Origin of the sequence: Flavicella sp. (genome assembly GCF_029238425.1) — a bacterium.
Classification (GTDB): Bacteria; Bacteroidota; Bacteroidia; order Flavobacteriales; family Flavobacteriaceae; genus Flavicella.
Map to the genome: position 1 here is coordinate 1 of NZ_JAQWGB010000207.1, position 23,091 is coordinate 23,091.

The 23,091-nt window shown below is 35.2% G+C and carries 18 protein-coding genes; 4 read left to right on the top strand and 14 right to left on the bottom strand.

The genetic code is table 11. The features are described 5' to 3' along the window. A partial coding sequence (locus P8H68_RS13990; RefSeq protein WP_300326533.1) for a PA14 domain-containing protein occupies window positions 1-2,847 on the bottom strand: 2,847 nt, incomplete at its 3' end. 315 nt (window positions 2,848-3,162) lie between these two features. On the opposite strand from P8H68_RS13990, the gene gcvP reads away from it, so the two are divergent. The 4 genes from gcvP (at window position 3,163) to P8H68_RS14010 (ending at window position 10,206) form a co-directional block, all read left to right on the top strand. Next, window positions 3,163-6,009 (top strand): aminomethyl-transferring glycine dehydrogenase, encoded by a 2,847-nt coding sequence (gcvP, locus tag P8H68_RS13995; RefSeq protein WP_300326535.1) that lies wholly within the window; start codon window positions 3,163-3,165, stop codon window positions 6,007-6,009. A gap of 282 nt (window positions 6,010-6,291) precedes the next feature. Next, window positions 6,292-7,299, top strand: a complete 1,008-nt coding sequence (gene pdhA, locus P8H68_RS14000) for a pyruvate dehydrogenase (acetyl-transferring) E1 component subunit alpha (RefSeq protein ID WP_300326538.1) — start codon at window positions 6,292-6,294, stop codon at window positions 7,297-7,299. Between the two features lie 68 nt (window positions 7,300-7,367). Further along, entirely contained in the window at window positions 7,368-9,038 is a 1,671-nt protein-coding gene (locus tag P8H68_RS14005; RefSeq protein ID WP_300326540.1) for a 2-oxo acid dehydrogenase subunit E2, read from the top strand. A gap of 151 nt (window positions 9,039-9,189) precedes the next feature. Further along, on the top strand, window positions 9,190-10,206 hold the full coding sequence (locus P8H68_RS14010) for a TlpA disulfide reductase family protein (RefSeq protein ID WP_300326543.1): 1,017 nt from the start codon (window positions 9,190-9,192) through the stop codon (window positions 10,204-10,206). A gap of 86 nt (window positions 10,207-10,292) precedes the next feature. Here the strand turns inward: P8H68_RS14010 and hisIE are convergent, their stop codons facing one another. The 13 genes from hisIE to P8H68_RS14075 all read right to left on the bottom strand — a co-directional run. After that, complete coding sequence (hisIE, locus tag P8H68_RS14015; RefSeq protein ID WP_300326546.1) at window positions 10,293-10,889, bottom strand: bifunctional phosphoribosyl-AMP cyclohydrolase/phosphoribosyl-ATP diphosphatase HisIE; 597 nt, start codon at window positions 10,887-10,889, stop codon at window positions 10,293-10,295. Between the two features lie 60 nt (window positions 10,890-10,949). After that, window positions 10,950-11,705 (bottom strand): imidazole glycerol phosphate synthase subunit HisF, encoded by a 756-nt coding sequence (gene hisF / locus P8H68_RS14020; RefSeq protein ID WP_300326549.1) that lies wholly within the window; start codon window positions 11,703-11,705, stop codon window positions 10,950-10,952. A 65-nt stretch (window positions 11,706-11,770) separates the two neighbouring features. Next, window positions 11,771-12,496, bottom strand: coding sequence for a 1-(5-phosphoribosyl)-5-[(5-phosphoribosylamino)methylideneamino]imidazole-4-carboxamide isomerase (gene hisA, locus P8H68_RS14025; RefSeq protein ID WP_300326552.1), 726 nt, complete (start codon window positions 12,494-12,496; stop codon window positions 11,771-11,773). Between the two features lie 107 nt (window positions 12,497-12,603). Beyond that, the gene (hisH, locus tag P8H68_RS14030; RefSeq protein ID WP_300326555.1) at window positions 12,604-13,185 is read right to left on the bottom strand and encodes an imidazole glycerol phosphate synthase subunit HisH; all 582 of its coding nucleotides are present in this window, start codon (window positions 13,183-13,185) and stop codon (window positions 12,604-12,606) included. A 70-nt stretch (window positions 13,186-13,255) separates the two neighbouring features. Continuing rightward, window positions 13,256-14,395, bottom strand: a complete 1,140-nt coding sequence (gene hisB / locus P8H68_RS14035) for a bifunctional histidinol-phosphatase/imidazoleglycerol-phosphate dehydratase HisB (protein WP_300326557.1) — start codon at window positions 14,393-14,395, stop codon at window positions 13,256-13,258. A gap of 70 nt (window positions 14,396-14,465) precedes the next feature. Continuing rightward, window positions 14,466-15,509 carry a histidinol-phosphate transaminase gene (gene hisC / locus P8H68_RS14040; RefSeq protein WP_300326560.1) on the bottom strand — a complete coding sequence of 348 codons (1,044 nt, stop codon included), beginning with the start codon at window positions 15,507-15,509 and terminating at the stop codon, window positions 14,466-14,468. Between the two features lie 5 nt (window positions 15,510-15,514). Beyond that, window positions 15,515-16,807: a histidinol dehydrogenase gene (gene hisD, locus P8H68_RS14045; protein ID WP_300326563.1), complete on the bottom strand. Its 1,293-nt coding sequence runs from the start codon at window positions 16,805-16,807 to the stop codon at window positions 15,515-15,517. 71 nt (window positions 16,808-16,878) lie between these two features. Beyond that, window positions 16,879-17,739: an ATP phosphoribosyltransferase gene (gene hisG / locus P8H68_RS14050; protein ID WP_300326566.1), complete on the bottom strand. Its 861-nt coding sequence runs from the start codon at window positions 17,737-17,739 to the stop codon at window positions 16,879-16,881. Window positions 17,740-17,996: 257 nt separating this feature from the next. Then, window positions 17,997-19,577 carry a sulfatase gene (locus tag P8H68_RS14055; protein WP_300326569.1) on the bottom strand — a complete coding sequence of 527 codons (1,581 nt, stop codon included), beginning with the start codon at window positions 19,575-19,577 and terminating at the stop codon, window positions 17,997-17,999. Between the two features lie 21 nt (window positions 19,578-19,598). Further along, on the bottom strand, window positions 19,599-20,177 hold the full coding sequence (locus P8H68_RS14060) for a pseudouridine synthase (RefSeq protein WP_300326572.1): 579 nt from the start codon (window positions 20,175-20,177) through the stop codon (window positions 19,599-19,601). Between the two features lie 58 nt (window positions 20,178-20,235). Further along, window positions 20,236-21,189, bottom strand: a complete 954-nt coding sequence (locus P8H68_RS14065) for an acetyl-CoA carboxylase carboxyltransferase subunit alpha (RefSeq protein WP_300326575.1) — start codon at window positions 21,187-21,189, stop codon at window positions 20,236-20,238. 61 nt (window positions 21,190-21,250) lie between these two features. Continuing rightward, window positions 21,251-22,339, bottom strand: a complete 1,089-nt coding sequence (locus tag P8H68_RS14070) for an LptF/LptG family permease (RefSeq protein ID WP_300326578.1) — start codon at window positions 22,337-22,339, stop codon at window positions 21,251-21,253. Between the two features lie 31 nt (window positions 22,340-22,370). Then, the coding region (locus P8H68_RS14075; protein WP_300326581.1) for a tRNA guanosine(34) transglycosylase Tgt at window positions 22,371-23,091 on the bottom strand (721 nt) is incomplete at its 5' end.

Consider the following 23,091-nt stretch of genomic DNA (forward strand, 5'->3'; position numbering starts at 1 on the left):
AATACCATCATTATCATCATCAATATCTATACTATCAATAATTCCATCACCATCAGTATCCTGTCCTGCTAAGTTATCCCTATAGTCTACATCCCCTCCAGAACTAACATCTGAATCGTCATCAATTAAACCTGATAAAACAGGATCAGATATATCATCATTAACATCAAATATTCCACTTCCTGATGTGTTAATATTGTCAAAGCCATCATCTAACCCATCTGTATCACTATCAGTTCCAATCCAAATTGGAGAACCTGTTCTTCCTTCAACGTCATCATTGGTGCCGTCTCCGTCAGAATCTATATCTCTATAATCTGGTTCCGCATCTCCATCTGTATTCACTAATGTGGTTGACAAACCTACTGAACTATAAGAGTCAGTAAAATCATATGCACTGTCCAACCCGTTAACACCAGGAATTGAGTTTGGCCCCACATAAGTATGTGTACTTTGAGCTTCAATATTGTCTGGAATTCCATCGTTGTCAGAATCAATATCTAAATAATCGGGTATCAAATCTGAATTGGTTAATCCTCCATCAGTATTAATTAACTCAGCTACGGTTATACCATTTGATCCAAATCTACTAGATACATTATCATCAAATGCATCATCCAAACCGTCGTTATCAATATCTAAACCTGATAATGCCACATAACCATCGGTAGTCTGTGCTTCTCTATTATCCAATATCCCGTCATTATCTGAATCAATATCAAACCTATCCACAACACCATCTCCATCAGTATCCTTATCACATACAGCATACAGTTTTGAAAATGGAATAGGAATCGCATTTCCTACCGAATTACTCGTATAACTCACAATCATAGAATCTTGTCCTGTCAATTCAAAAAACACTATCGTAATTGGATGGAGCCCTACCGTTAAATCAATTGGATATGAAGTTCCGTTACTAGAAGCTGCATGCAATCCGTCATACTCTGCCACCAATATACCATCTATATACATTTTTGAACCATCATCAGAATTCAAATCAAATGTATATTGTTCTTCTGTATCTATTTGAAGAAAACCAGTATAGCGTATGGAAAACCTATCACCATTCCCTGAATTGGACGTATCCAAATCAGTAACAAGAAAATCACCTACAGTTCCAGTATCATCAGAATTACTATATGGTATATTGTCAACAGTACTTCCATCAGGTGCTGAACCATAGTATTCATAATTTAAGTTACCAACACTACAGGCTTCTGTTTCTACAACATCCAGAATTCCGTCATTATCATCATCAATATCTTCTAAGTCAGGAATCATATCACCATCAGTATCTAGTCCTTCTACTCCATCTCTATAATCTACATCTCCATTTGTATTTACGTCTGAGTCAGAATCTCCCAAAGATGCTGAAGGAGTATCATTATCATCATTGGGATCGAAATTTGTATTGTCTGAATCAAAATTATCATCTAGTCCATCTCCATCAGTATCAGAACCGCTTAATGTATTTGAAACATCTCCATTTTCAAAAATATCATTGACTCCATCATTGTCTGAATCTGAATCACGATAATCTGGAACATCATCAATACCACTATCTGTATTTATCAATGAAATACCTGATGGTGAAAAAGTATCCGCGTTTTCATAAACCGAGTCAACACCATTATCCCCTACATTTCCTGTTGGTGCTATATATCCTAATGTGGACTGAGCTTCGATATTATCAGGTATACCGTCATCGTCCGCGTCAATATCTAAAAAATCTGGACCATCATTTAAGTTACCATCAGTATTGTATCCTGTAACACTAGAGGTCGTGTCATTTCCGTCTTCAAACACAACATACAAACCGTTAGAATTAATACTTCCTGTTGGATAGATAAAAGAAACATTCGATTGAGGAACTGCTTGGGCTTCTACGTTATCCAAAACACCATCATTATCAGAATCTAAATCCAAATGATTAGGGATACCATCCTCATCAAAATCATACACATCCGGCACTCCATCTCCATTTGAATCTGCAAGAATATTAGCTTGAACCTCGTTTTCATCATCCGTAATATCAGTAAAAGGATATCTATCTAAATAATTTGGAACACCATCTAAATCTGAATCTCCACTTGGGTCCGTCCAATTTCCATTAGGGTCTGTGATTTCATCAGAATCTAAAATCCCATCATTATCATCGTCAATATCATCATTGTCATCATAACCATCACCATCAGTATCTAATATTTCTAGAGCTTCGATACCGTTTGCTATAGAAATATTTACACACTGTAACAACTGAGCATTTGCACCAGGTGCAAAAGTTGAATTATCTCCAGGCAGCAGCGTAAACTCTGCTTCTCCCATTGTTGTACCTACTTTATTCTGATATATAAAAACAAACGTAGTTTTTGACCACACATCTCTTTTCAATACAGGTAACGGTTGTATAGGATAACCCTCAACCTCATATTCAAAAGCATCCTCAATTACACCAGCATAATAATTTCCACCATTTCCATCGTTATTACTGATACTAGTCATAGTATACATACTAAGCTTGTATAACTTCCCTTCAACTAAACCAGTAATTGTAGTTGAAACCGACTCCTGATCATACTGCGTACCAACATCCCTCAAAGTTATCCAAGTTGTATGTCCTGTAGGTGGAAGATCCAATTCCGTTCCGCCATCCTCCGGATCCCAAGTGGCAGTATGCCCTAAGTTATTACCCGGAGCACCACCACCTGTAGTTGTTTTGTTCGAAACATCTGGTGTACCAGTAGTAATTGTCCATCCATCAGGAGCACATTGACCACAAATTCCGTCTCCTCTAGTGGATCCTGGTATGGATGCCTGAGCGTAGGATTCATAATCTAAAAACATAAAAACTGTTAATAAAAGAAAACCTAAAACACTGAATGAATTCAACCTATTATTAGTGGGGGACAGAAGCTTATTCATGAAATTATTTACAAATTTTTTGCTTGATTAAAATCAACACTCTGCGAAAATAATAAATGTTTATAAAAAAAAGAACAAAAACCTTCTTTAAAAACCTCTAAACATGAGAGTAAACTAACTTTTGTTCATAACCCTATTCTTTTCGTTAACAAATTAAAAACCTTTATTCACTAGATACTTTAAATTATATTTATTTTTGCAGCTCAATTTTGATATAATAATTCAGATAAAACACGAATGAAAACAGATTCTTTTGTTGCGAGACACGTTGGTCCAAGGGGAACAAATGTTCAAGAAATGCTAACAACCATTGGAGTAAAATCAATGGATGAATTGATAAAAAAAACAATTCCTTCAGATATTTTTATTCCAAAAGGCTTAAATTTAGACCAAGCCATGAGTGAACATGAATATTTGGCTCATATTCATGATTTATCTATCAAAAATAAATTATTCAAGAATTATATTGGTTTAGGATATCATCCAACCATAACCCCAGGAGTCATTCAAAGAAATATTTTAGAAAATCCAGGTTGGTATACGGCATATACTCCTTACCAGGCAGAAATAGCTCAAGGTAGACTTGAAGCCTTATTAAATTACCAGACCATGGTTTCTGAATTGACAGGAATGGAATTGGCAAATGCATCTTTACTAGATGAAGGAACGGCTGCTGCCGAAGCGATGATTATGTTGTATAACACACGCTCCAGAGCACAGAAAAAGAACAACTCTATACAGTTCTTTGTATCCGATAACGTTTTGCCACAGACCATCGATATTTTAAAAACAAGAGCCACTCCCTTGCATATCGATTTGATCTTTGGAGATTATGAAACTATTGAATTTACAGAGGGATTTTTTGGAGCATTAGTACAATACCCTGGTAAAAACGGACAAGTTTTAGATTATTCTAATTTCACAAAATCCGCCAACGAAAAAGAGGTTCGTGTAGCAGTTGCTGCCGATCTATTGAGTTTATCCATATTAACTCCCCCAGGAGAATGGGGAGCTGATGTTGTTGTTGGAACAACACAACGATTTGGAATACCAATGGGATATGGAGGCCCGCATGCAGCCTTCTTTGCTACGAAACAAGCCTATAAAAGAAATATTCCTGGACGTATTATTGGGGTTACAAAAGATGCCAATGGAAATCGCGCCTTACGAATGGCTTTGCAAACTAGAGAGCAACATATAAAAAGAGAGAAAGCCACTTCTAACATATGTACCGCTCAAGTTTTATTAGCTGTTATGGCAGGTATGTATAGTGTTTACCATGGTCCTAATGGATTGAAGTACATTGCCAACACAGTTCATCAATTGACTTATACATTGCATGATGAACTCACAAAGCTTGGTATCTTACAAATCAACAAAACTTTCTTTGACACTTTAAACGTTGAAGTAAAAGAAACAAAAAGCATCAAAGAAAATGCTGAATTGTTGAATGTAAACTTTTATTATACAAATAAAAACACCGTGAGTATCTCATTAAACGAGACTACTACATTGTCTGATGTAAATGAAATTGTAAAAATCATTGCAAAATCAGAAGACAAAACTTTCACGGAAGTTACTACTATCAACCCTCAAATAACAATACCTCAGAATCTTTCAAGAACATCTGAGTTTATGCAAAACCCTGTATTTAACAGCTATCATTCAGAAACAGAAATGATGCGTTATATTAAAAAACTGGAAAGAAAGGATTTATCTTTAAATCATTCGATGATTTCCTTAGGTTCATGCACAATGAAGTTGAATGCAGCTTCAGAAATGTTTCCATTAAGTTGGGCTAACTGGGCGAACATTCACCCTTTTGTTCCTATCGTACAAGCAGCAGGATACCAAGAAGTTTTTAGACAGCTTGAAAGTGATCTGAATGAAATTACTGGTTTCCATGCTACCTCGCTTCAGCCAAACTCAGGTGCACAAGGTGAATATGCCGGACTCCTTGTAATAAAAGCCTATCACGAAGCAAGAGGTGATCACCATAGAAATATCTGTTTGATCCCATCTTCTGCTCACGGTACAAACCCCGCTTCTGCTGTTATGGCAGGTATGAAGGTAGTCGTAACAAAGGCAACAGCAGAAGGAAACATTGATTTTGAAGATTTAAAAGAAAAAGCCCTTTTATATAAAGACAATTTATCTGCTTTAATGGTTACCTATCCATCTACACATGGGGTATTTGAAAGTGGCATAAAGGAGATTACAAAATTGATTCATGAGAATGGTGGTCAAGTTTATATGGATGGTGCCAATATGAATGCACAAGTCGGACTGACTAACCCTGCAACTATTGGTGCAGATGTATGTCACTTGAATCTGCATAAAACATTTGCTATCCCTCATGGTGGTGGTGGTCCTGGAGTAGGTCCGATATGTGTTGTCGAGCATTTAGCTCCTTACCTACCTTCTAATCCGATCATTCCAACAGGAGGCGACTCACCAATCACATCTGTATCTTCTGCTCCTTGGGGATCTTCCTTAGTATTACTAATTTCCTATGGATATATTAAAATGCTTGGAGCAAATGGTTTAAAAGCTGCTACTGAAAATGCAATACTTAATGCCAACTACATTAAGAAAAACCTAGAAGACTCTTATGATATTCTATACACGGGTGAAAATGGATTCTGTGCGCATGAGATGATTGTTGACTTTAGAGCTTTTAAAGAAAAAGGTATTGAAGTTGTAGATATCGCAAAACGTTTAATGGATTACGGTTATCATGCACCGACGGTTTCTTTCCCGGTTCCTGGTACCTTAATGATTGAACCCACAGAAAGTGAATCTAAAGCTGAGCTAGACAATTTTATTGCGGCATTATTAAGTATCAAAAAGGAAATTGAATCTACGGAGAAACATGATGAAGATTCCATTTTGAAAAATGCACCGCATACGCAACAGATGTTAACTGATGATGCATGGAAGTTTAATTATTCAAGAAAACAAGCTGCATTTCCAATGGAGTCCATTGCCGATAATAAATTCTGGCCTTCTGTAAGACGTGTTGATGACGCCTTTGGAGATCGTAATTTAATTTGCTCTTGTACGCCAATTGAAGACTATATGTAGCAACGTTTTTTCTAGTTTGTTAGATAATTCATAAAAATCTTTCAAAAAACAGAATAAAATTACGATACCCACATTCTTAATTCTGTTAAAAAACAGTTTACAAATTGTAAAATTGCAAAAAAGCCAAACTAAAATGTTTGGCTTTTTAGTTTTTAACTATCAAAAATTGCCATATTCAAAGTTATGATGTTCAACAGTAAAAAAAGTACTTAGAATACTTCAATATGATACAGTAATATGTTATTTTTGCGGTCATACTTTGAATAATCATTAAAATTCATCATGAAAGAAATTACAAAAGAAACATACATCAATTGGTACAAGGACATGTTGTTCTGGAGAAAATTTGAAGACAAGTTAGCTGCAGTATACATCCAACAAAAAGTAAGAGGTTTCTTACATTTATACAACGGTCAAGAAGCTATTTTAGCTGGAGCTTTACACGTGATGGACCTTTCAAAGGATAAAATGATTACGGCTTATAGAAACCACGTACAACCTATTGGTATGGGTGTGGATCCTAAGAGAGTAATGGCTGAATTATATGGAAAAGTAACAGGTACTTCTCATGGAATGGGAGGATCGATGCATATCTTTTCTAAAGAAAAAGGATTTTACGGTGGTCACGGTATTGTTGGTGGACAAATACCTTTAGGTGCTGGAATGGCATTTGGAGATAAATACCATAACACTGGTGCAGTAACAATTTGTTGTTTTGGTGATGGAGCTGCACGTCAGGGATCATTGCATGAAACATTTAACATGGCTATGTTATGGAAATTACCTGTAGTTTTTATTGTTGAGAACAATGGATACGCAATGGGAACTTCTGTTGAAAGAACAGCAAACCATGAAGATATTTGGAAATTAGGATTAGGTTACGAAATGCCATCTGGTCCTGTTGATGCCATGAACCCTATCAAGGTTGCAGAAGCAATGGACGAAGCAATGGAAAGAGCTCGTAGAGGTGATGGACCAACATTCTTAGAAATGAAAACATACAGATATAGAGGACACTCAATGTCTGATGCGCAACACTATCGTACAAAAGATGAAGTTGCTGAGTACAAAAAAATTGATCCAATCACACAAGTTTTAGATATCATTAAAGAAAATGATTATTTGACTGCTGATGAAATCAAACAAGTAGAAAAAGACGTAAAAGTCAAAGTATCTGAATGTGAGAAATTCGCTGAAGAGTCTCCGTATCCAGAAGTATCTCAATTATATGATGTAGTTTACGAACAAGAAAACTATCCATTCATTCAACCAGCAAATAAAGAAAACTAATTTAGAACTTGTTATTTTAGGCTTCACTAATTAATAGTTCAAAATTTATAATATACAATTAAAGAAATATGGCACAGATAATAACAATGCCCCGTTTAAGTGATACAATGACAGAAGGTGTCGTTGCTAAATGGTTGAAAGCTGTGGGTGATAAAATTGAAGAAGGAGATATCCTTGCTGAAATTGAAACTGACAAAGCAACTATGGAATTTGAATCTTTTAACGAAGGTTACTTATTACATATCGGATTACAAGAAGGTGAAACTGCTCCTGTAGACAGTTTATTAGCAATTATTGGTGATGAAGGAGAAGATTTCTCTGCTTTACTTTCTGGAGATGCTGCCGCTGCTCCTGCTGCTGATGCAGAACCTGCAACGGAGGCTCCTGCTGCTGAAGAGCCAAAGGCTGAAGTTGCTGCTCCTGCTGCAGCTGCCATTCCTGAAGGAATTACAGTTGTTACCATGCCTCGTTTAAGTGATACAATGACGGATGGAACTGTTGCAACTTGGCTTAAAAAAGTTGGTGATGAAGTTTCTGAAGGAGATATCCTTGCTGAAATTGAAACTGACAAGGCTACTATGGAGTTTGAATCTTTTAACGAAGGTACTTTATTATATATCGGTCTTGAAGAAGGACAAACTGCACCTGTTGATAGTTTGTTAGCTGTTATCGGGGATGCTGGAACTGATGTTTCTGGTGTTGTTTCTTCCTTCCAAATTGGAGGTGGTTCAAACGAGCCAGCTGCTGAAGAGCCAAAGGCTGAAGCTGCTGCAACTCCTGCACCAGCAGAAAAAGCTGCTCCAGTCGCTCCTAAACAAGCTACAGGTTCTACGGCAAGTGCTACAAGAACTGTTAGCAACATCAAATCTGAAAATGGAAGAATTGTTGCTTCTCCTTTAGCAAAAGCTTTAGCAGAAGAAAAAGGAATCAACCTTGCGAAAGTTGTTGGTACTGGAGAAGGAGGACGTATCGTTAAAACTGATATCGAGAACTTTACGGATGTTGTTATCTCTGAAGCACCAGCTGCTTCATCTGTCGCTGCCGCTCCTGTTGGAGAAGTTAGTCAAACAGAAGTTAAAAACTCTCAAATGCGTAAAGCAATTGTAAGAGCTTTAGACAACTCTCAAACTACCGCTGTAAACTTTACAATCGGTATGGATATTAACATGGACAACGCTATTGCTTCTCGTAAAGAGATCAACAGCCTACCTGATACAAAAGTTTCTTTCAACGATTTAGTTGTGAAAGCTTGTGCTATGGCATTGAAATCACATCCTCAGATCAACACTCAGTGGACTGATGAGCAAACAATCTACAACAACCACATTAGTATAGGTGTTGCAGTTGCTATTGAAGATGGATTGGTTGTACCTGTAATTCCTTTTACAGATACTAAGAGCTTGACTCAAATTGGTGCTGAAGTAAAAGACTTAGCCATTAAAGCAAAAACAAAAAAATTGACTCCAGCAGAAATGTCTGGTTCAACTTTTACGGTTTCTAATCTTGGTATGTTTGGTGTTGATAACTTTACATCAATCATCAACCAACCAAACTCTGCTATTTTATCTGTTGGAGGGATCAAACAAAAGCCAGTTGTGAAAGACGGTGCTATTGTTGTTGGAAACATCATGAATTTAACTTTAGCTTGTGATCACAGAACGATTGACGGTGCCGTAGGTGCTGCTTTCATGAACACAGTAAAGCAATATATTGAGAATCCTGTTACAATGTTAGCTTAGGATTATTCATAAGCATATCAAAAAGCCCTTGTTTACACAAGGGCTTTTTTTTTATTTCTACCCCAACCTAATATTATGTTAAAGTCTGTAAATTTTAAGATTTGACCTCGTCTATAAATTGTATATTTGAAATTCAATAAAACAATCTAAAATGAAAAAAATAGTATTAGTCTTAGCATCTATCGTTTTATTTTCATGCTCTAATGAAAAAAAAGATTATCTGACTATCTCTGGAACTGTAATAAACAGCCCTGAAAAAACATTAATTATAGAGAATCAAAACTATAATAAACAGATTAGCATTGATGAAAAAGGTCATTTTAAAGACACTCTTCATCTTAAAAAAGTTGCAGATCTAGCTTCTTATGAAGAAAATTTTTACGGAATCACTGTAGGACAAAATAGAACTTTCTCTTATATCCAAAACGGTTTTGACATAGAGTTAACTATTGCAGGGGACGATTTTAAATTTGACGGAAAAGGTGCTCAAAACACTAATTATATCAAAGAAAAATTAGAAACTGGAAGTAAATTCATGAATATTCCAGAATACTTTAGCTTAGAACAAGAAGATTTTAATGCAAAATTAGCTGAAGCTAAATCTACTTTCGATCAACTGTTAGTAAAATACAATGATTTAGATCCTGCTTTTGCTACCGCTGAAAAAGAAAATAACGAGCAACTGTATACAACTTTGACTGACAATTATGCAGAACAGCATAATTTATTAAAAAATACAGCAAAAGGTAGCGATTCTCCTAAATTCAATAATTATGAGAACTACAAAGGAGGAACAAATTCTTTAGATGATTTTAAAGGGAAATATGTATATATCGATGTTTGGGCAACTTGGTGTGGACCTTGCAAGCAACAAATTCCATTTTTGCAATCACTAGAAGAAAAATACCACGGAAAAAACATAGAATTTGTTAGTATTTCTATTGACAAACCAAATGCCAAAAATGCATGGAAACAAATGATTGCTGACAAGAATATGGGAGGTGTTCAGTTGTTTGCAGGTACGGATCAATCTTTTGCTAACTCTTATCAAATATCCGGAATTCCAAGGTTTATCTTAATTGACCCAGAAGGAAAGATTGTTGAGGCGAATGCTCCAAGACCATCAGATCCTAATCTAAGATCTATTTTTACTGAATTAGGTCTGTAATAGTTAGGTTGAACTATAGAAAATAAAAAATCCCACTATCAATGATTATGGGATTTTTTATTTTCTAATCTCGAGTTAAAAAGAATCTATTTATGTCTTCCTTTCAATTCATTCTCAATATCCTTTAAGGTAAATCCTTTTGCTTGTAACAGCATCAAATAGTGAAATAATAGATCTGCCGACTCATATAAGAATAACTCATCATTATTATCCATCGCCTCAATAACTGTCTCTACAGCTTCCTCTCCTACTTTCTGAGCCACTTTGTTAATTCCTTTTGAGAACAAACTTGCTACATAAGATTTTTTAGTATCCTTATTGGCAACTCTTTCCGTAATCACATCTTCTAAGGTAGAAAAGAAACCATAATTCTGTTTGTTTTCTTCTTTCCAACAGGTATCCGTACCAGTATGACAAGTTGGCCCCACTGGATTCACTTTTACCAATAAAGTATCATTATCACAGTCATTTTTGATACTTACCAATTCAAGAAAATTCCCACTCTCTTCTCCTTTGGTCCACAAACGGTTTTTGCTTCTACTGAAAAAAGTAACTTTTCCTGTTTCCATCGTTTTATCAAATGCCTCTTGATTCATATATCCCAACATCAATACATTCATTGTTGTTGCATCTTGAACGATTGCAGGAACTAATCCATTGTCTTTAGAAAAATCTATTTCCATACTATTTGTTTTAATGCTGCAAATATAACTTTATCCTTTGTTATGTTGCAGATGTAATTTTTATAATCTAACCGCAATTCCTTGAGAACGCAATTCCTTTTTTAAATCTTGAATATCTATTTCCTTAAAATGAAAAACACTTGCCGCTAAGGCTGCATCTGATTTTCCTTTTATAAATGTATCTGCAAAATGTTGCATATTTCCTGCTCCTCCTGAAGCAATAATTGGAATATTCAACATTTCTGATAATATCTCTAGTGCTTCATTTGCGAAACCAGTCTTTACACCATCATGATCCATTGAAGTGAATAAAATTTCACCCGCTCCTCTTTCTTCAACTTCCTGTGCCCACTCAAATAAATTAATGTCTGTAGGAACTTTTCCACCAACTAAATGAACATACCATTCACCATCAATTTGTTTGGCATCAATCGCAACAGTAATACACTGAGATCCAAACTTAGCGGATGCATCATTGATCAACTGTGGATTTTTTACAGCAGATGAGTTTATAGACACTTTATCTGCTCCGGCATGTAATAAATTGTCAATATCTTCAACAGACGATATACCACCACCGACGGTAAATGGAATATCTACAGCAGCAGCAACACGCATCACTAAATCTAAAAGCGTTCTTCTTTTTTCTTCAGTAGCAGAAATATCCAAAAACACCAATTCATCCGCCCCCGTATCTGCATAAATTTTAGCCAATTCCACAGGATCTCCTGCATCTCTTAAATCGACAAAATTTACTCCTTTTACAGTACGTCCATTTTTAATATCTAAACATGGAACTATTCTCTTTGTTAACATCGTATTCAGCTTTTGGCAATTGGCCTTGGGACTTTAGCAAAATGCTAGGTCCTTATGGCTAATAGCTAATTTTCTATTATATAATTCTCTAATTGTTTCAAGCTAATTTTATTTTCATAAATAGCCTTTCCAATAATGGTTCCTTCACAACCTAGCTCTGCCAATTTTGGCAATTCTTCAAAGGTAGAAATCCCTCCACTAGCAATTAGTTTTACTCCAGGAAGCTGTTCTAACATTTTTTTGTACAAATCAAATGAAGGTCCTTGTAACATCCCATCTTTAGCAATATCCGTACAAATCACATAAGAAACACCATTTTTCATGTAATCAGCTACAAATGGAATCAATTCTTTATCTGATTCTTCCAACCAACCACTGATCGCAATTTTCTCATTGTTTGCATCGGCACCTAAAATAATTTTATTTGCGCCAAATTTTGACAACCAATTTTGAAATACTTCTGGTTTCTTTACGGCTATACTTCCACCAGTAATTTGACCTGCACCTGATTCAAAAGCAATTCTCAAATCATCATCCGTTTTTAAACCACCTCCAAAATCAATTTTTAAACTTGTTTTTGTGGCTATTTCTTCCAATACTTTATGGTTGACAATATGACTCGCTTTTGCACCGTCCAAATCCACCAAATGCAGATGTTCTATACCATGAGCTTCATATTGTTTTGCTATTTCCAATGGGTTTTCATTATACACTTTTTTCGTGCTGTAATCTCCTTTGGATAACCTTACGCATTGTCCATCTATAATATCAATTGCTGGTATTAATCTCATTTTTTATTTCGTGTTTAGTATCAGGTACTCGATACTTCTTATTCATAAAATATGTAGCAATACGAAATCAAATCCTGATACTCGATACCTGCTACTTGATTCAGAACCTAAAGGTTCAAAAAATTCTTCAATATTTGTGTTCCTGCCTTACTGCTTTTTTCTGGGTGAAATTGCGTCCCATAAAAATTATCTTTCTGTAAAGCTGTTGAATATTTCAATCCGTAATTCGTAGTTGCGATAGTTTCTTTGCAAATTGGAGCATAAAAACTGTGCACTAAATAAATAAATTCTTCTTCTTTAATTCCTTCAAACAAATCACTCTTCAATTCAGCTATTTGATTCCACCCTATCTGTGGAACCTTCACCTCATTCGTAAATCTATGCACATCTACATCAAATATACTCAAGCCCTTGGTATTACCTTCCTCGCTAGAGTGACACATCAATTGCATGCCTAAACAGATTCCTAAAACAGGTTGTTTTAAGTTTGGAATTATCTTATCCAATCCTGTTTCTTTCAACATCTTCATCGCACTACTTGCTTCTCCTACTCCTGGGAAAATAACTTTATCTGCAGCTTTTATTTCTTCAGCATCATGACTCAAAATAGCTTCATGACCTAAACGTTGCACTGCAAATTTAATGGATTGAATATTTCCTGCTCCGTAATTTATAATTACTATTTTCATTTAATTTAGTATCAGGTATCAAGTATCTGGATACAAGTCTTGATTCTTTTATCTAGATATTTGATACTAATTATAACATCCCTTTCGTAGATGGTAAAAACATTTTATTGGCATCTCTTTTTACAGCCATCTTCATAGCTTTTGCAAAAGCTTTGAAAATTCCTTCAATTTTATGATGCTCATTCACTCCTTCTGCTTTGATGTTTAGATTACACTTAGCCCCATCCGTAAATGACTTGAACAAATGGAAAAACATTTCCGTTGGCATATCTCCAATCATTTCGCGTTTGAACTCTGCATCCCACTCAATCCAAGGTCTCCCTCCAAAATCTACTGCAGCTTGAGCCAAACAATCATCCATAGGCAAACAGAAACCATAACGTTCAATTCCTAATTTATTTCCAAGTGCTTTGCTGAACAATTCACCCAAAGCGATCATGGTATCCTCAATAGTATGGTGCTCATCAACTTCTAAATCACCATCAACTTTTACAGTTAAATCCATCGCCCCATGACGACCAATTTGATCTAACATGTGATCGAAAAATTTTACACCCGTAGAAATATCATTTTTACCGGAACCATCTAAATTTAATTTGATGTAAATTTTTGTTTCATTGGTATTTCTTGTAATATCTGCTGTACGATCACTTAACTTCAAAAACTCATAAATAGTTTTCCAATCAGTACTTGTCAAAGCAATACAATCTTGAATTTCTTTTTGATCAGATTCAATTTCATCAGCACCTAACTCAGGGTTTTCGGATAAGTAAATTCCCTTAGCCCCTAAATTCTTCGCCAATTCCATATCTGTAATTCGATCTCCGAGCACAAATGAATTTTCTAAATCATACTCCTCAGAATTGATATATTTTGTCAGCAATCCAGTTCTAGGTTTACGTGTAGGTGCATTTTCATGAGGAAAAGTTTTGTCTATAGCAATGTCAGAAAAAACGACTCCTTCATTCTCAAAAGCTTGAATTACTTTATTTTGAGCTGGCCAAAAGGTATTTTCAGGAAAAGAATCCGTTCCCAACCCATCCTGATTGGTTACCATTACCAACTCATAATCTAGTTCAGCTGCAATTTTCCCCATATATTGAAATACCTTCGGATAAAATTCTAACTTTTCTAAACTATCTAATTGGTAATCTACAGGCGGCTCAATACACAAGGTTCCGTCTCTATCTATAAATAAAACTTTTTTCATTCTTATTGTATTTGGTAATTGGTAATTAGTAGATGGTATTTTTTCAAGATACTGTACTAATTACTTTATACTATTCTATTTCTTTTAATGCTTCAATCAATTTCTCATTCTCTTCACTAGTCCCAACCGTCAAACGCAAGGTATTTTCACATAAAGCTTGAGTTGTTCTATTTCGAATTACAATTCCCTTTTCTATCAATTGATCGTAACGTTTGTTCGCGTCATCCACTTTTACAAGCACAAAATTTGCATCGGAAGGATAAATTTTAGAGACATAATCTATGTTCTCCAAATTTTTTTCTAAACTAGATCTTTCTTGTAAGATCCTAGCTATCTCATCCTGTACTTCGTCAAATTTCAACAAACGTTCTTTGGCTCTTTGTTGTGTCAATTCGTTCACATTATAGGGAGGTTTGATTCTATTCAAAACTTCTATAATTTCTTCTGACGCATAGCAAACACCTAAACGAATACCTGCCATACCAAAAGCTTTAGACAAAGTCTGAGTAATAATCAAATTCGGATATTGCGTTAATTTCTCCAACCAACTCTCCGATCCAGAAAAATCTATATAAGCTTCATCAATTACTACCAATCCTTGAAAACCTTCAACAATGGCTTTTATCTTTTCTTCGGAAAAAGCATTTCCTGAAGGATTATTCGGAGAACACAAAAAGATAATCTTTGATGCATCCGTAACACTCTTTAAAGTTTCCTTAACACGAATATCAAAATCCTCTGACAGCAAAACTTCGTTAGTTTCTATGTTATTCAACGCTGCTAAAACCCCATACATTCCATAAGTCGGAGGTAAAAAAATCACATTATCCTCTTTAGGCTCACAAAATGCTCTAAAAATAAGATCCAACACTTCATCACTTCCATTCCCTAATAAAATTTGATCTGTAGGAATCCCTTTCAGTTCAGAAAGCAATTCTTTTACATTCTGTTGCTTAGGATCTGGGTAACGATTTACGCCGTTTTGAAATGGATTTTCATTAGCATCCAAAAAAACCATATTCGCAGTTGCTTCTTCAAATTCATCTCGTGCAGATGAATAAGCTTTCAACTTTGCTATGTTTTCTCTTACTATTTTATTTAAATCAAATTTCATTTCTTTTACGCTTCGTTTTCTAAAGCTTCTAATCGAAGGGTTACAGCATTTTTATGTGCTTGCAAACCTTCGGCCTCCGCCATTAATTCAATCGCCTTCCCGATATTTTTAATTCCATCTTTTGACAATTTCTGGAACGTGATTTTTTTGGTAAAAGCATCCATATTTACACCACTATACATACGTGCGTATGCATTTGTTGGTAAAGTATGGTTGGTTCCAGAAGCATAATCCCCAGCACTTTCTGGTGTATAAGGACCTATAAAAACAGATCCAGAATTTACGATTCTATCTAAATATAAATCTTCATTTTGGACATTTAAAATCAAATGCTCTGGTGCATATTCATTGATAAAGTCAATTTGATCTACCAAACTTGGAATCAAAACAAACTGAGAGTTATCAATGGCACTTTGTGCCATCTCTTTTCTAGGCAACACAGACAATTGCGCTGCCACTTCTTCTTGAATAGCTTCTAAACTTTCAATTGAATTTGAGACACAAATTACTTGACTATCATGACCATGTTCTGCTTGTGATAATAAATCGGAAGCCACAAAAGCCGGAGACGCCAACTGATCGGCAACTACCATCAATTCAGAAGGTCCAGCAGGCATGTCAATAGCAATACCTTTTGTCAAAGCAAATTGTTTTGCTCCTGTCACAAATTGATTCCCTGGTCCAAAGATTTTATATACGTTAGGCACAGACTCTGTTCCTAAAGTCATGGCAGCAATGGCTTGCACTCCACCTAATTTAAAGATATCTGTAACTCCAACCAACTTGGCTGCATACAAAATAGCAGGATTTATCTTCCCTTTTTCATCTGGAGGTGTACATAATACAATCTCTTTACATCCCGCTAATTTTGCAGGAATCCCCAACATTAAAATTGTTGAGAACAAAGGAGCCGTTCCACCAGGAATATACAATCCAACTTTTTCAATTGGTCTCATTTCTTGCCAACACTCAACTCCTTCCGTTGTTTTTACAACTTTTTTAGAAATAAATTGAGAAGCATGAAAAATCTTTATGTTCTGTTTTGCCAAAGCTATAGCCTCCTTCAATTCCTCTGAAACCAAAGCAACACCTTGGTTGATCTCCTCTTCAGAAACTTTCAAACTTCTTAAGTTTGCTTTGTCAAACTTTAAGGTATATTCTTTCAAAGCTTTATCTCCATCGGCTTGCACCTTGTCAAAAACTTCAGATATAATTTTCCCAAGATCACTTGCTTCTTTCGCAGGACGTTCTGTTAAAGTTTTCCAAGTATCTCTAGATGGGCTTTCAATAATATTCATGTCAATCCGTATTATGAATCCAGTAACAGGTATTTAGAAAATCAACTAAACACGTTACTTTGTATTTATTATTACAATACCATTTTCTCGATAGGAACAACTAAAATTCCTTCAGCACCACGCTTTTTTAATTCGTCAATGATATCCCAAAATTTTGTTTTTCCTTCCACTACTGTGTGAATAGAACTCCATCCTTCTTGAGCCAACGGCAACACTGTAGGACTTCTCATTCCTGGTAATAATTCTAAGATAGAATCAATTTTCTCATTCGGAGCATTCAACAAAATATACTTCGAATTCTGACCTCTTAAAACAGATTGAATACGGAACTGAATCGTATCTAATATTTCTTGTTTTTCAGCAGACAGACCTGGAGCAGCAGTTAACACCGCTTCACTTACAGACATTTTTACAACTTCTTTCAGTCCATTTTTAAACAAAGTACTTCCACTTGAAACAATATCACAAATGGCATCCGCCAATCCAATATTTGGAGCAATTTCTACAGACCCATTAATGATATGTAAATCTGCAGTAATACCATTTTCTACAAAAAATTTCTTTACGGTGTTAGGGTAAGAAGTTGCTATTCTTTTCCCATCTAAATCTTGCAGACCCTTAAACTCAGCCTCCTTTGGAACAGCTAAAGAAACACGACATTTAGAGAAACCTAAACGTTCAATAATCTCCAGGTCTTCCCCCTTTTCAACCAAAGTATTTTCTCCTAAGATTGCAACATCAACAACACCATCTCTCAAGTACTGAGGAATGTCACCATTTCTTAAATACAATACCTCTACAGGGAAATTACGTGCCGAAGCTTTCAACTGATCTTTTCCATTATCAATAGAAATTCCACAATTTTTTAATAAACCTAACGATTCTTGGTTAAGTCTTCCTGATTTCTGAATGGCGATTTTTAATTTTGTCATTTTGATTTTTAATTGTGTTTAAGCAACTGTAAATGATTCGATTTTTACTAAAAAAACCCATTTGAGTTACTCAAACGGGTTTTTTGAAAATATGTTTATAAACTACATAACATTCCTAGCTCGTTTGATCACAAGATTTAGAATGATGATGATGTAGTTTAATTGTATTCATTTGTTATAATTTTACTCGGCAAATATAATTAATTTAATTAAAAAAAAGACATGCAATTGTGGCTTTTTTTTATCCGAAAAAAGATTTAATCTTTTGTTAACTGACTCCCCCACCAATCTTTGTTTGGTTCAAAATTTTCCTTCAGCATTTTTTTACGATATTTTTCTAAAATCACCTTGTACTGAGTTTTTTTTGAGGCTCTTAATTTATCAGCCATCCCTTTGCTGTAAGTACTATCTACTGCAGGATATTTAGCATCAACCTCTCTCAAATAACTCTTTAATAAAGTATGCATAATACCTGTTCTATCTTTTAATTGCACCGACAAATCGTTGCGTTCATTTATATCATTTTCTAAATCATATAATTCGTTTCTACTATCTTCATAATAATGAATCAATTTCCATTTCCCAAGTCTTATTATTGAAGAAGGCTCACCACCTTGATTTCCATAGTGGGGATAATGCCAATACAAAGGTCTTTCCTTAAGTTGTTTTCCATCCAACAAAGGTTTCAAACTCATACCATCTCTATGCTCACTAGGCAACAATTTCAAACCCGTTAAATCCAACAAAGTAGGATACAAATCAGCACCAGTAACAGGGGCATCAATTGTTTGAATCGGATTTGCGATCCAAGGTACTTTGACTAAGTATGGTTCTCGGATTCCACCTTCCCACTGATAACCTTTTCCACCTCTTAATGGTAAATTAGATGTAGAAAAAGCATCTCCCGAAGCAACACCTCCATTATCGGAAGTAAACACAACAATGGTATTGTCCTCCAAACCTAATTCTTTCAACAATTGTAGCACTTTCCCAACTGCAGCGTCCATGGACTCAACCAGTCCTGCGTAAATAGGATTATCTTGAGTTACACGAACTGGTAAAACACGCTCCATTTCATACCCCTCATCTGCCAAACCAAGTTCAATAGCCTTATTTCTATATTTCAATCTATTTTCTTTGGTTGTTTGGATAGGACCATGCACCGCATAAAAAGACAAAAAAGCAAAAAATGGTTCTTTTTGATGCTCTTTTATAAAACTTACAGTTTCCTCAGCCAACCTCATAGAAAGGTTCTCTCCCTTCACCTTGTCTTTTAGCTTGGGGTTCTTAAATGGAGAAAAATACCCACCCGCCGGACTTCCTTTATGATAGCCACCTTTATTTAGATCAAAACCATGATTTTCGGGTAAAGAACCCTCACCTCCTAAATGCCATTTCCCAGCAAAAAAAGTCGTGTATCCCTCATTTTGAAATGCCTCGGGAAGCACAATGTTTTTTGACGGTAATTCTTTTTTATACGCAGCCGGCAACAATTTATCATGGCGTTTTAAATCTCTCCATTGTTTCCCTGACTTTGCCCCAATCCAATCTGTAACACCATGCCTTGCAGTTGATTGTCCGGTCATAATGCTTGCTCTTGAAGGACTGCACACCCTACAATTTGCATAACCTTGTGTAAACACTGTACTTTGAGCCGCTAAGCTATCAATATGAGGTGTTTCGTAAAACTTACTTCCAGAGAAGCTTGTATCATTTACACCAAAATCATCCACAAGAATAAACAAGACATTAGGTCTTTTATCATCATTTTTCTCTTCTTTTTCACAAGCCAACAATAGCATCGAAAGTAGTATCGTATAAACAACTTTTTTCATCATTATTTTAGTTTGATCTCATCATTAGTATTTCAATTCTTTTACAGCAATAACACCACCAGGCTCTAATTCTCCTAACTGAATGTCACCTACTCTTACACGCACCAATCTCAATGTCGGAAATCCGACTGCAGAGGTCATTTTTCTAACTTGCCTAAACTTCCCCTCTCTGATACGTACAGAAATCCAAGATGTCGGACCATGACGTGCGTCTCTAATTTTTGTAGTTCTATCAGCAAAATTAGGAGCTCCCTCTAATTTGCAACAAATACTTGGTTTGGTTAGATATTTTTCTCCTTTTATACCAATTTCCACACCTTTATTCAGCTTTTCTAAAGCATCGGAATCGATCTCACCATCAACCTGTACGTAATATTCCTTTTCCACTTTACTACTGCAAATGGTATGACTTAACTTTCCGTCAGTTGTAAGCAACAACAATCCTTCTGATTTGACATCCAATCTACCTATTGCCATAGTTCCTTCAGGAAATTCATACAAATCTCCCAACACCTGTTTTTTCCTTGTTCTATTATTTACAAATTGTGAAATACAACCAAACGGCTTGTGAATAATAAAATGTGAATGTTCTTTTTCTGACATATTTACGTATAAAAAAACCATCTATAAATAGATGGTTTTTGATATCTTTTGAGGGTTACTATTCTTTGTAAACTCCCATGTTTTCATATTTCGCAATACGAGATTCTATCATTTTATCTACTGATAGTTCTTTAATAGCAGCTAATTCTTCCATCACAGTTTTCTTCACTGTCTCAAAAGTTTCTTCTCTATTAAAATGTGCACCACCAACAGGTTCTCTGATCACACCGTCTACTAGATTCAAGTTAGACATATCTTTTGAAGTAAGTTTCAATGCAGAAGCAGCTTCAATTTTATAATCCCAACTTCTCCATAATATTGTAGAACAGTTTTCTGGAGAGATTACAGAATACCAAGAGTTTTCCATCATCATTACTCTATCTCCAACACCTATTCCTAAGGCACCACCAGAAGCTCCTTCACCAATAATAACAGTGATGATAGGCACTTTTAATACACACATTTCAAAAATATTACGTGCAATTGCTTCCCCTTGTCCTCTTTCTTCCGCCTCTAATCCAGGATAAGCTCCAGGAGTATCTACAAAAGTAAGTACAGGAATATCAAATTTTTCCGCCATACGCATCAAACGCAAAGCTTTTCTATATCCTTCAGGATTGGCCATCCCAAAATTTCTATACTGACGTGTTTTGGTATTATACCCTTTTTGTTGTCCGATAAACATAAAAGACTGATCTCCTATTTTACCCAATCCACCAATAATAGCTTTATCATCCTTTACACTTCTATCGCCATGTAATTCCATAAAAGTATCTCCCGCCAAGGCTTTTACGTAATCTAAAGTATAAGGTCTGTTAGGATGTCTTGACAACTGAACTCTTTGCCAAGGCGATAGGTTTTTATATATTTCTTTTTTAGTTACCTCTAACTTTTCTGTTAATTTCTTACATGTTTCAGAAACATCAACAGCGCTTTCCTCTCCGATCACTTGGCATTTATCCAATTGTTCTTCAAGTTCCTTAATTGGTAATTCAAAGTCTAAATATTCCATATTGTTATTGTTATAAGATGACAAAGATACTAACTTAATGAAAGTATCAAAATCATATTTTTTATTTTTTTGATTTTAAATACAAGTAAAATGCTAAGGAACCAAATGCTATGTTAGGCATCCAAATAAGCAGGATGGTATTACTCCCTGCCACAGCTCCTAAAACTTCTGCTACTTTCATAAAGAAAACATAGATAAACATCAACCCAATTCCTACCGCCATATTGATTCCCATACCCCCACGTTTTTTACGGAAAGACAAACAAACAGCAAGCAATGTCATTATATAAGAAGATATTGGTAATGTTGTTCTCTTATAAAGTTCTACATAGTAAGCATTCAAATTTTTAACTCCCCTATCTTGAGATTTTGCAATAAAACTCTTCAATTCGGATGAAGTCATTTCCTTGGACAAATAATCTACATATAGGAGATCTTTTGGAGAAAAATCGAAAATAGTGTCAAATTTTCTTCCCACTTCGATACTATCAACATCATTGAATCTTTTCCTTTTTGTAAAATTCTTTAGACTAAATGTACTGTCCTTTTTAGACCAGGTAATTTCGTTGGCAGTCAAACGATATTTCATTTTCAAGCCGTCATATTCCTCATAGGAAAAATCATACCCCCTATTGGTACGTATACCAAAATTCTGAATATAGATATACCTTCCTTTACCAAGACGCATGCTAAATTCTTTCACATAATTTTCTTTGACATTATTTCGGTTTGCGAAATATTTTTTATCAAATTTGGTTAGGGTCTCATTACTATTCGGAACCACATAATGATTCATAAACAAGGCATAAACCACCACAAGAGTAGCTCCAATAAAATAAGGCTTTAAAAATCTTGTAAAAGAAATACTCGCACTATTGATTGCAATAATCTCCGTATTATTAGACAGTTTAGAAGTGAAAAATATTACTGAAATAAAGAGCGCCAATGGCATAAAAGTATTGGCATAGTAAATAATAAAATTCACATAATAATCTTCAATAATCTCACCTATAGATAAATTTGTATGACGTAAAAATTTATCAATTTTCTCTGACACATCAATTGCAATTGCAATGGGTATCAGAATAAACAAGGTAAAGAAAAAAGACCCTAAGTACTTTTTTAATATGTATTTATCTAATATTCTCAAGTTAAAAAATTGAAAGGTAAATATATAAGAATTACAAACGGTTATCCATTTGTCTTACCATTTTATTTTTCCACTCTGCAAAATCTCCTGCAAGAATATGTTTTCTAGCTTCACGCGTCAACCATAAATAAAAACCAAGGTTGTGTATCGTAGCAATTTGTTTTCCTAACATCTCATTAGAAGCGAACAAGTGACGTAAATAAGCTTTAGAATAATAGGTATCTACATACGTAATCCCCATAGAATCAATAGGAGAAAAATCATCCTCCCATTTCTTGTTCTTTATATTAATGCTCCCATGAGCTGTAAACAACATACCATTTCTAGCATTTCTTGTAGGCATTACACAATCAAACATATCCACCCCTAGAGCTATATTTTCTAAAATATTAATCGGTGTTCCTACTCCCATTAAGTATCTTGGTTTGTCCTCTGGCAATACGCTACACACAACATCAGTCATTGCATACATTTCTTCAGCGGGCTCTCCAACTGACAAACCACCAATAGCATTCCCTTCTGCTCCAACACCTGCAATAAATTCAGCAGATTGTTTTCTTAAATCTTTATACGTACTTCCTTGTACGATAGGAAAAAAAGTTTGAGAATATCCATACTTAAATGGCAGTTTTTCTAAATGCGTCATACATCTATTCAACCAACGATGCGTCATATGCATCGATCTCTTAGCGTATTTATAATCACATGGATACGGTGTACACTCATCAAAAGCCATGATAATATCAGCTCCG

What these genes read in the sequence shown, in the direction of transcription:
- gcvP (WP_300326535.1), top strand. Translation starts at nt 3,163, where the DNA reads ATGAAAACAGATTCTTTTGTTGCGAGACACGTTGGTCCAAGGGGAACA.
- pdhA (WP_300326538.1), top strand. Translation starts at nt 6,292, where the DNA reads ATGAAAGAAATTACAAAAGAAACATACATCAATTGGTACAAGGACATG.
- P8H68_RS14005 (WP_300326540.1), top strand. Translation starts at nt 7,368, where the DNA reads ATGGCACAGATAATAACAATGCCCCGTTTAAGTGATACAATGACAGAA.
- P8H68_RS14010 (WP_300326543.1), top strand. Translation starts at nt 9,190, where the DNA reads ATGAAAAAAATAGTATTAGTCTTAGCATCTATCGTTTTATTTTCATGC.
- hisIE (WP_300326546.1), bottom strand. Translation starts at nt 10,889, where the DNA reads ATGGAAATAGATTTTTCTAAAGACAATGGATTAGTTCCTGCAATCGTT.
- hisF (WP_300326549.1), bottom strand. Translation starts at nt 11,705, where the DNA reads ATGTTAACAAAGAGAATAGTTCCATGTTTAGATATTAAAAATGGACGT.
- hisA (WP_300326552.1), bottom strand. Translation starts at nt 12,496, where the DNA reads ATGAGATTAATACCAGCAATTGATATTATAGATGGACAATGCGTAAGG.
- hisH (WP_300326555.1), bottom strand. Translation starts at nt 13,185, where the DNA reads ATGAAAATAGTAATTATAAATTACGGAGCAGGAAATATTCAATCCATT.
- hisB (WP_300326557.1), bottom strand. Translation starts at nt 14,395, where the DNA reads ATGAAAAAAGTTTTATTTATAGATAGAGACGGAACCTTGTGTATTGAG.
- hisC (WP_300326560.1), bottom strand. Translation starts at nt 15,509, where the DNA reads ATGAAATTTGATTTAAATAAAATAGTAAGAGAAAACATAGCAAAGTTG.
- hisD (WP_300326563.1), bottom strand. Translation starts at nt 16,807, where the DNA reads ATGAATATTATTGAAAGCCCATCTAGAGATACTTGGAAAACTTTAACA.
- hisG (WP_300326566.1), bottom strand. Translation starts at nt 17,739, where the DNA reads ATGACAAAATTAAAAATCGCCATTCAGAAATCAGGAAGACTTAACCAA.
- P8H68_RS14055 (WP_300326569.1), bottom strand. Translation starts at nt 19,577, where the DNA reads ATGATGAAAAAAGTTGTTTATACGATACTACTTTCGATGCTATTGTTG.
- P8H68_RS14060 (WP_300326572.1), bottom strand. Translation starts at nt 20,177, where the DNA reads ATGTCAGAAAAAGAACATTCACATTTTATTATTCACAAGCCGTTTGGT.
- P8H68_RS14065 (WP_300326575.1), bottom strand. Translation starts at nt 21,189, where the DNA reads ATGGAATATTTAGACTTTGAATTACCAATTAAGGAACTTGAAGAACAA.